The organism is Clostridioides sp. ZZV14-6154 (genome assembly GCF_020657785.1).
Taxonomy (GTDB): Bacteria; Bacillota; Clostridia; order Peptostreptococcales; family Peptostreptococcaceae; genus Clostridioides.
Genome location: NZ_JAGWCY010000023.1, coordinates 1 through 9,501 on the forward strand (window position 1 = coordinate 1; position 9,501 = coordinate 9,501).

A 9,501-nucleotide genomic window follows, 5' to 3' on the forward strand; every position below is an offset into this window, starting at 1 on the left:
GTGGTTACAATAGCAGAGAGGATACACCTGTTCCCATTCCGAACACAGAAGTTAAGCTCTCTAGCGCTGATGGTACTTGGTGGGAAACTGCCTGGGAGAGTAGGACGTAGCCACGTAATCTTTTTTTATTGTTCGCCATAAAACATAAAATCTAAAATTAAACAGAATATAAACTCTGTATTGATTTATACTAAGATAAAATATAAAATTATATAATATAGACAAAAAGTTTTGATTTAGAAAGAAGGTGTAATATGAATTCTAATGAAAGAAGAAACAAATTAATAGATATTTTAAAGGAATCTAAGCATCCTGTAAAAGGTGGAGTGCTAGCGGAGCTATTAAATGTAAGCAGACAAGTAATAGTACAAGATATAGCGCTTATAAGGGCTAAAGGCTTTGAAATAATAGCTACACCTCAAGGATATATAATATATAATCAACCATACTTTTCCAGACAAATAAAATGTAAAAATCATAAAAATTCCCAAGAAATTTATGAAGAACTAAGAATTATTGTAGATTTAGGTGGAATTGTAAAAGATGTTATTGTAAATCATCCAACATATGGTCAAATAACTGCAGAACTTAATATTTATTCTAAAATGGATATAGATGATTTTATGAGAAAAGTTGAAACAAATGAGTTTAAACAATTATCAGTCTTAACAGAATGTAGTCATATTCATACAATTGAAGCACTCAAAGAAAAGACTATTGAAGATATAATAAAAAAATTAGATGACAGTGGAGTATTATCATAAGGAGGAGTTAAATGAATTTTTTGTCATTGGCTAAGACTACTTCAACAAATAGTAATATAACGAAGAGAACTTTAGAAAATATGCTTAATAATTTCAGTGATAATATACCAAATATTATATATGCAATAACAATATTTATAATAGGTATTTATATAGCTAAGATAGTAAGAAAGATGGTTTCTAAGTTTCTAATTAAATATGGAATGAGTAAAGGTGTAAATAATTTTATTGTATATGGTATATATATATCAATGCTATCCATCATATCATTGATAAGTTTAGGGATTATAGGAATACAAACTACGTCAGTTGTAGCGGTCTTAGGAGCGGCTGGATTTAGTATAGGATTAGCATTTAAAGAAATATTATCAAATCTAGGCTCAGGCATGATTATTTTGTTTTTTAAGCCATTCAATATAGGTGATTATATTCAAGGGTCAGGTGTAGAAGGTACAGTTTCTGATATACAAATATTTAGTACTGTTCTTAAAACTCCAGATAATAAAACTATAATAATACCAAATTTTCAATTGACAAGTAATAATATAATTAATTACACACATCAAAATAAAAGAAGGATAGATTTTTCGTATAATATTTCTTATGATAGCGATATAGATATGGTTAAATCTATATTAAATGAAATTTTTACAAATGAAAAAAGGATACTAGATGACCCAAAGCCAATCATAGGTTTAAACTCTATAGGTAATAATACTATGCAAATAGTTGCCAGACCTTGGGTTAAAACTGATGATTACTGGGATGTATATTTTGATGTAATGGAAAAAGTTAAGAAAAAATTTGATGAAAATAAAATAGAAGTTCCATTTATTCCTGCTTCATTATTGTTTAGTAACACAAGTAATTTAAATTCTTTGGATAAAAGATAATATTTTAATTAAACAAAAAAATCAAACTTAAGATAATAAATTAAAGAAAATTCTAAAAAAAAATTGAATAATAGTATTGAAAGATGTTAATATATATAATATAATGATTATCAAATAAAACAATTAGTTAAAAGCATTGAAAGAAAATAGTAAAAAACAGGTTGTATTCAGAGAATGAGTGGATGGTGAGAACTCATTACAATGGTTTTTGAATCTACTCTAGAGCTTCTAGTTAAAGCTAGACGTTTACCTACGTTACAGGTCTGAGAGGATTATACATATGGGTATAATCAATTAGGGTGGCAACGCGGATAAAAGATTTTCGTCCCTTTTATAGGGTAAACGGAGGTCTTTTTTTATTTTCCAAATTTGTTTAAACTAAGAATTTGAAGTTAAAAATATTTTAATTTAAATTGGAATTATTAATTTATATTATAAAAATTATTAGGAGGAATTAATATGTTAGATATTAAAAGAATAAGAGAAAACTTAGATGATATTAAAAAAGCTATGGAAATAAGAGGCGAAAAAGAATTCGACCTTGATGCTGTAGTGGAATTAGATAATAAAAGAAGAGAGATACTTCAAGAAGTTGAAGTTATGAAAAATGAATTAAATGTAAACTCTAAAAAGATACCACAATTAATAAAAGAAGGAAAAGATGTAGAAGAGGAAAAAGCAAGATTAAAAGAATTATCAGACAAGATAAAAGGTATTGATGAGAAAGTAAAAGAAGTTGAAGCAAAAATGGAATATGCATTGATGAGAATTCCAAATGTACCTCATCCAGATGTGCCACAAGGTGAAACAGATGAAGACAATGTTCAAGTAAGAACTTGGGGAGAACCTACAAAATTTGATTTTGAACATAAAGCTCACTGGGATATAGGAACTGGTTTAGGCATACTAGACTTTGAAACAGCTGGAAAAATAACTGGTTCAAGATTTACTTTATATAGAGGACTAGGTGCTAGATTAGAAAGATCTTTAATGAATTTCTTCTTAAATACTCACACAGCTAAACATGGATATACAGAAGTTTTACCTCCATTTATGGCTAATAGAAATAGTTTTATAGGCACTGGTCAACTTCCTAAATTTGAGGAAGATATGTTTAAAATAGAAGGGCTAGAGTATTTCTTAATACCAACAGCTGAAGTACCTGTGACAAATATACATGCTAATGAAATATTAGATGTTGCAGAACTTCCAATAAAATATTGTGCATATACTCCTTGCTTTAGATCTGAAGCTGGTTCAGCAGGAAGAGATACAAGAGGTTTAGTTAGACAACATCAATTCAATAAAGTTGAATTAGTTAAATTTGTTAAACCAGAGGATTCTTATAAGGAATTAGAATCATTAACTCATGATGCTGAAACTATGTTACAAATGTTAGGTCTTCCATATAGAGTTGTAAGAATATGTACAGGAGACTTAGGGTTTACAGCTGCTTTTAAATACGATTTAGAAGTTTGGATGCCAAGTTATAATAGATATGTAGAAATATCTTCTTGTTCAAACTTTGAAGATTTTCAAGCAAGAAGAGCGGGAATAAGATTTAAAAGGGATAAAAAATCAAAAGCAGAATATGTTCATACATTAAATGGTTCTGGATTAGCTATAGGAAGATGCTTAGCTGCTATATTAGAAAATTATCAACAAGCAGATGGCTCTGTAATGGTTCCAGAAGAATTAAGACCTTATATGGGTGTTGATGTTATAAAATAATTATGTATTAATATTATATAAGTGATAATATATTTTAAGATTAAAAATATACTATAAGTAAATAGTAAATTAAAAAAAGTTATGAGATTTAATAATTTCATAACTTTTTTATGTTAATATATATAATAGAATATTCATCATAAAAAGCTAAATATTTTCATAAATCAACATTTAATTAGACTCTGAAAATTTTTTTTAGGTTAATTTAAATTAAATGTAGCTATGCATAGCAATATATTAAATAAACAAAATAAAATTAAGTTGAATTATAAAATGAATTATGATAAGATAAGTTTGTTATAAGTTTTGGGAGGAATTATGGAAAGTTCATTTTATATGAAAGAAGCATTAAAAGAAGCATATAAAGCATATAATAAGAGAGAAACACCAATAGGTGCTGTTATAGTTAAAGATAATCAAATAATAGCAAGGGCTCATAACCTTACAGAAACATTGAAAGATTCTACAGCTCATGCAGAAATTTTAGCGATAAAGCAAGCATCAGAAAAATTAGGTGGGTGGAGATTGACAGATTGTGATTTATATGTTACACTAGAGCCTTGCATAATGTGTAGTGGTGCAATAGTTAATTCTAGAATAAAAAAGCTTATAATAGGGACAAGACATATAAAAAATTCATATATAGAGAAACAGCATGAGTTTAAATTAGATTATTTTGAAAATAATAATGTAAAAGTGGCTTTTGATGTTTTGCAAGAAGAATGCTCGATCATATTGCAAGAATTTTTTAAGGCATTAAGAAAAAGAGATTAAGGAGAGATGGTCGAGTGGTCGAAGGCGCTCGCCTGGAAAGCGAGTATATGGGTAAAACTGTATCGTGGGTTCAAATCCCACTCTCTCCGCCAGAAACAATAAATAAAAGTAATTAAATATGGTTGTAATTTTGCTGTACTAGATGGGGAGGTAGCGGTGCCCTGTAACCTGCAATCCGCTATAGCAGGATTGAATTCCATCTAAAGGCTTATTTTTTGTAGGGCCGCCCTGAATAAGTGGTGTTGATGCTTAGGTCCTGCGCAATGAAAGCTCATGAACCCCGTCAGATCCGGAAGGAAGCAGCGGTAAGTGATCACTTTTGTGTGCCGCGGGGGTGCCTAAGTTGAGCTAACTGTTTTGGTAACGCCTATGGAATTAAGTCGATAGATGGTGTACAGCATTTAATATATAAAAGACTAATCCCTTAGATAATGAGGGATTTTTTTATTAATTTTACTAAAGAGAGGTAAAAAGATGCATAAAGCATTATATAGAGCATATAGACCACAAAGATTTGATGATGTTGTTGGTCAAGAACATATTATTAAGACTTTAAAAAATCAAATATACAATGATAATATAGGACATGCCTATTTGTTTTGTGGTACAAGAGGTACTGGGAAGACATCTACTGCAAAAATTTTTTCAAGAGCAGTAAATTGTTTAAATAAATTAAATGAAGAACCTTGTAATGAGTGTGAAATATGTGAATCAATATTAAAAGATAATACAATGGATGTTGTAGAAATAGATGCAGCATCAAATAATAGTGTAGATGATATAAGAGAACTTAGAGAAAGTGTAAAATATTCTCCAGCTAATGCTAAATATAAAGTATATATAATAGATGAGGTTCATATGTTGTCTCAAGGAGCTTTTAATGCATTGTTAAAGACATTAGAAGAACCTCCCTCATATGTAATCTTTATATTAGCTACTACTGAACCTCATAAGATACCTGCAACTATTTTATCACGTTGCCAAAGATATGATTTTAAAAGAGTTACTGTTAAAGATATGACTCTTAGGATGAAAAAAATTTGTGAAGATGAAGGAATTGACATAGATGACAAAGCTCTTAATCTGATATCTAGAAATTCTCAAGGAGCACTTAGAGATGCTCTTAGCATATTAGACCAGTGTATATCATTTGGAGAGAATAAAGTAGATTATAAAGATGTTGTTGAGTTGATGGGAAGCGTGAATATAGAACAATTATTTGAATTGTCTCAATGTATTGTAGCGCAAGATACTAAAAAATCTCTTGAAATATTAAATGAATTTGTTTTATGGGGGAAAGATATAAGAAACCTTATAAATGATTTAATAGACCATTTTAGAAATTTAATGGTTTGCAAAGTATCATCAGAACTAGATGAAATAATCTCATTACCAGAAGAAACTATAGAGCAACTTAAATCTCAGTCTGAGGACATAGATATAAATGATTTAATAAGAATTTTAAATATACTGTCAACAACTCAAGATGATATAAAATCATCTTCAAATCCAAGAGTCTTAGTAGAAATAACTATAATGAAGATTGCTCAGCCAATGTTTGATGAAAGTAAAGAAGCTCTTATTAAAAGGGTTGAGAATTTGGAAAAAATGATTGAAATGGGTAGCTTTAAAATTACAAATAATGATAGTGGTAAAGAAAATGAATATGAGGATAATAGAGAAATAAATTCAAAAAAAGAAAGCATCGTTTATGAAGAGGTAAAGAATGAAGACGTTCTACTTATAGAATCATCATGGAAAAATATACTTAAACAAATTAAAAAAGATAAAAAAATGCCAATATACGCTCTTTTAAGTGAGGTAAAAAGTTTTAATGTATATTCTAACATGTTATATGTAATATTTGATGATAAATTTGATTTTGCAAAAACTAGATTAAGCTCCCCAGATACAATAGATTATCTAGAGAAGACTATAAGAGAAGTTTTAAATAGAAGCTTTAGTGTAAAAATAGTATTGTCATCAGAAGTCAAAGATATAAATCTTGAAGTTAAAGAAAAAAAAGACATTGGTGAAGAGATACTAAAGAACATAGTAAATGAAGAAATACTAGAAATAAAAGATAGTATTGATGAAAATGAAAGTAAATAATAAAATACTATTATGATATAATAATAAAATGAAAATAAGTTTAGGAGGAATAGTGTTTATGGCTAAAAAAGGTTTTGGAGGCGGAATGATGCCTGGTGGTGGAAATATGAATAACTTATTAAAGCAGGCTCAAAAGATGCAAGAAAATATGCAAAAAGCTCAACAAGAGTTAGAAAATAAAGAAGTAGAAGCTTCAGTTGGTGGAGGAGCAGTTACTGTAAAAGTTAATGGTAAAAAAGAAGTTTTAGATATAACTATTAAACCAGAAGTTGTTGATCCAGACGATATAGAAATGTTACAGGATTTAGTTTTAAGTGCAGTAAATCAAGCATTGAGAAATATTGATGATATACAAGCAAATCAAATGAGTAAGGTAACTGGAGGTATGAATATACCAGGGTTATTCTAGTAGGTGATATTTATGCAAGTTTATACAGGTCCAATAACGAGACTAATAGAAGAATTTTCAAAGCTTCCAGGAGTTGGAAGAAAGACTGCTCAAAGGTTGGCTTTTCATATTATTAATATGAATACTAATGATGTGGAGGCTTTATCTAAGGCAATTATAGACGCAAAAAGAGAGATAAAGTATTGTTCAATTTGTTGCAATATAACAGATACAGACCCATGTAGTATGTGCTCAAATAAGAATAGGGACTCTAGTACTATATGTGTGGTAGAAGATCCAAGAGATGTTGCAGCTATGGAGAGAATAAGAGAATTTAAAGGACAATATCATGTATTAAATGGAGTTATTTCTCCAATGGATGGTATTGGACCAGATATGTTAAAAATAAAAGAGCTTATACAAAGGCTTGGTAATCAAGATGTAAAAGAAATAATAATGGCTACAAATCCTACTATTGAAGGAGAAGCCACAGCTATGTATATTGCAAGATTAGTAAAGCCAATGGGAATCAAAGTTACTAGGATAGCTCATGGTCTTCCTGTTGGAGGAGATTTAGAATATGCAGATGAAGTTACAATATCAAAAGCATTGGAAGGTAGAAGAGAAATATAAAAATCGAGGTTATAACCTCGATTTTTGTAATTTTTTGGAGTTAAATTTAGATTAATTTTGATTTAGATTTATTGAATAAATTTCTTCTGTATTGTATAATTTGTTGTATAAATCATTTAAAAATTTTGATAGGGGTGCAACATGAAACCAATTATGAACTTAGAAGAACATAATGCAATGAAGGAAAAAAGAGTTAAAAAAATGAAATCAAAAGACAAGCCTAAATATGATGATTTTGAGAATATAAGTTTTTCTAACAAGAAAAAAACTAAGAAAACTCCAAGAAATAAAAACACTGAATTCAGAAATAACTATAAAAACTATCAGTATGATTATGAAGAAGATTTTTATGAACCAATCTAGTAATTAAATAATTAGAAGATAAAAAATCCCTAATAGGTACACTATAGGGATTTTATTTATTGTATTAATCAGAAATTATACTTAATACTAAATTAGCTATGTTTTGGGCTGAATTTGACTTTCTTATAGATTTTATATTTTTCTTTAACATTTCTAGCCTACTAGAGTCATCTATTAAAACTTTTAATAATATTGATAAATTATATTTCTTTGTAGTTCTAAGTGCTGCACCACAATTGGATAAGAAATCAAGATTTTCTTCTTCTTGTCCAGGTATATAATATGGAACTATCATGGGTACATCTTTTAAGAGTGCTTCAGTTGTAGTAAGTCCGCCAGGCTTACTGACTAAAACATCTATAGAAGCTAAAATGTCATTCATTTTATCAGTATATCCAAGTACACATACATTTTTGTCATGATAACGAGATACAAGTTTTTTTTCAATTTTCTCTTTTAAACTTTCATTTCTGCCAGTTATTACAAGTATCTGAAAATCTCTATCTGTATCTAATAACTCATCAAGAGTTTCTTTTATATTTCCAGCTCCAAAGCTGCCGCCCATAAGTAAAACAGTTAATTTATCAGGAGATAAATTTAGTTCAGAAAGAACAATTCTTTTGTCTCTATGAGAATGGAACGATTTTTCAACAGGGATTCCAAATGTTCTAATTTTACTAGGTTCAACTCCATCAAATACTAATAATTCCTTTACATACTCATGACCAACAATATAGTAGTCAATCTCATTTTGTATCCATGTGGAATGAGTAGTATAATCAGTTAATACAGAAATAAGAGGAGGAACATTAATAGTACTTGTATGATGCTTATAAAAATGATCAGTAGAAGCATTTGTTTCATTATTATGTAAGTTAAAATTTTTTTTCAATGTGCTTAAAGCAATCATTGGAAAAGGATGTGTACCTATAATTAAATCTGGTTTTGTGTTTCTAATGAGTTTTTTTAATTTTTTTGCCATAAATGTAATTATTAGATTACCTTTAAATTCATTTTTTGATAAAAGATTTGTTTCAGATAATCTATATACACTTCCATATGCTTTGGGTGTATATATGGCAGATTTTTCATATCCTCTTGAAATTATTTTATCCATTATGTTATTGACTAATTTCAAACTATCTATTATTTCGCATTCAACAGGCTCTCCGTCAATTGTTTTGGATGTAAGTTCTTCTTTAATAGCTAGAGCCGCTCTATTATGTCCACCACCAGTAGAAGCAGACATGATTAATACTTTTTTGCTCATAATAAAATCCTCCTAAAATGTAGCATAGTATTTATATAATACTTTGATATGTAAAAATTGTCATTCTCAATCAAATTATTGATAAATCATTTTTTAATAATAATCTAATACAAGATTACAAAAATTACAAGTGAAAGAAATGTAAATTAATTTTAAAAAAATGTGTATTACTACAAATAAAAAATTTAAATTATAGAATAAAAAGGAAAATTGGGCATAAAATATATATTAGTCCTATGAAATAAGGACTTTTGTTTATCATTAATTTATGAGAGTTAAGCTGATAAAACATAGAAAAATTAAAAATCTTAAAAAAAATAAAAAATTATATTGACTTGGATAAATAAAGGTGATATAGTATTACTTGTCCTTAAGAAAAGGGCAAACATGAAAAATGAACTTTGAAAATTAAACAGTAGGTTAATTTATAAAACAAGAAACAAACCATAAAGCCAGATATTTTGATAACAATAGTATCTGAGCCTGATAAACTTTTATTTGAGAGTTTGATCCTGGCTCAGGATGAACGCTGGCGGCGTGCCTAACACATGCAAGTTGAGCGATTTACTTCGG

Annotated in this window: 9 protein-coding genes, 1 tRNA gene, 2 rRNA genes, 1 other RNA gene and 1 other annotated feature; of the genes, 12 read left to right on the forward strand and 1 reads right to left on the reverse strand. The window is 28.6% G+C overall.

What is annotated here, in order from left to right:
• From rrf to KGF45_RS19315, 11 genes are all read left to right on the forward strand, one after another.
• Positions 1–116: ribosomal RNA gene (gene rrf / locus KGF45_RS19265) — 5S ribosomal RNA — on the forward strand; the annotation flags it as partial.
• A 138-nt stretch (positions 117–254) separates the two neighbouring features.
• Positions 255–764: a transcription repressor NadR gene (locus KGF45_RS19270; protein WP_227830450.1), complete on the forward strand. Its 510-nt coding sequence runs from the start codon at positions 255–257 to the stop codon at positions 762–764.
• Between the two features lie 11 nt (positions 765–775).
• Entirely contained in the window at positions 776–1,657 is an 882-nt protein-coding gene (locus KGF45_RS19275) for a mechanosensitive ion channel family protein (RefSeq protein ID WP_227830449.1), read from the forward strand.
• A gap of 127 nt (positions 1,658–1,784) precedes the next feature.
• Positions 1,785–1,990 (forward strand) — a binding site (T-box leader).
• Between the two features lie 126 nt (positions 1,991–2,116).
• Positions 2,117–3,388, forward strand: coding sequence for a serine--tRNA ligase (serS, locus tag KGF45_RS19280; protein WP_227830448.1), 1,272 nt, complete (start codon positions 2,117–2,119; stop codon positions 3,386–3,388).
• 318 nt (positions 3,389–3,706) lie between these two features.
• Positions 3,707–4,162, forward strand: coding sequence for a nucleoside deaminase (locus KGF45_RS19285; protein WP_227830447.1), 456 nt, complete (start codon positions 3,707–3,709; stop codon positions 4,160–4,162).
• Positions 4,163–4,254: transfer RNA gene (locus KGF45_RS19290), tRNA-Ser, on the forward strand.
• A gap of 41 nt (positions 4,255–4,295) precedes the next feature.
• Positions 4,296–4,560, forward strand: an RNA gene (gene ffs / locus KGF45_RS19295) — signal recognition particle sRNA large type.
• 76 nt (positions 4,561–4,636) lie between these two features.
• Positions 4,637–6,274 (forward strand): DNA polymerase III subunit gamma/tau, encoded by a 1,638-nt coding sequence (gene dnaX, locus KGF45_RS19300; protein WP_227830446.1) that lies wholly within the window; start codon positions 4,637–4,639, stop codon positions 6,272–6,274.
• A 58-nt stretch (positions 6,275–6,332) separates the two neighbouring features.
• A complete protein-coding gene (locus KGF45_RS19305; protein ID WP_227437598.1) occupies positions 6,333–6,683 on the forward strand; it encodes a YbaB/EbfC family nucleoid-associated protein in 351 nt (116 codons plus the stop codon).
• 12 nt (positions 6,684–6,695) lie between these two features.
• Positions 6,696–7,295: a recombination mediator RecR gene (gene recR, locus KGF45_RS19310; protein WP_227830451.1), complete on the forward strand. Its 600-nt coding sequence runs from the start codon at positions 6,696–6,698 to the stop codon at positions 7,293–7,295.
• A 141-nt stretch (positions 7,296–7,436) separates the two neighbouring features.
• A complete protein-coding gene (locus tag KGF45_RS19315) occupies positions 7,437–7,658 on the forward strand; it encodes a hypothetical protein (RefSeq protein WP_227843070.1) in 222 nt (73 codons plus the stop codon).
• Positions 7,659–7,722: 64 nt separating this feature from the next.
• Here the strand turns inward: KGF45_RS19315 and KGF45_RS19320 are convergent, their stop codons facing one another.
• A complete protein-coding gene (locus tag KGF45_RS19320) occupies positions 7,723–8,928 on the reverse strand; it encodes an MGDG synthase family glycosyltransferase (RefSeq protein WP_227830444.1) in 1,206 nt (401 codons plus the stop codon).
• Between the two features lie 494 nt (positions 8,929–9,422).
• Between KGF45_RS19320 and KGF45_RS19325 the strand changes: the two genes are divergently transcribed.
• Positions 9,423–9,501: ribosomal RNA gene (locus tag KGF45_RS19325) — 16S ribosomal RNA — on the forward strand; the annotation flags it as partial.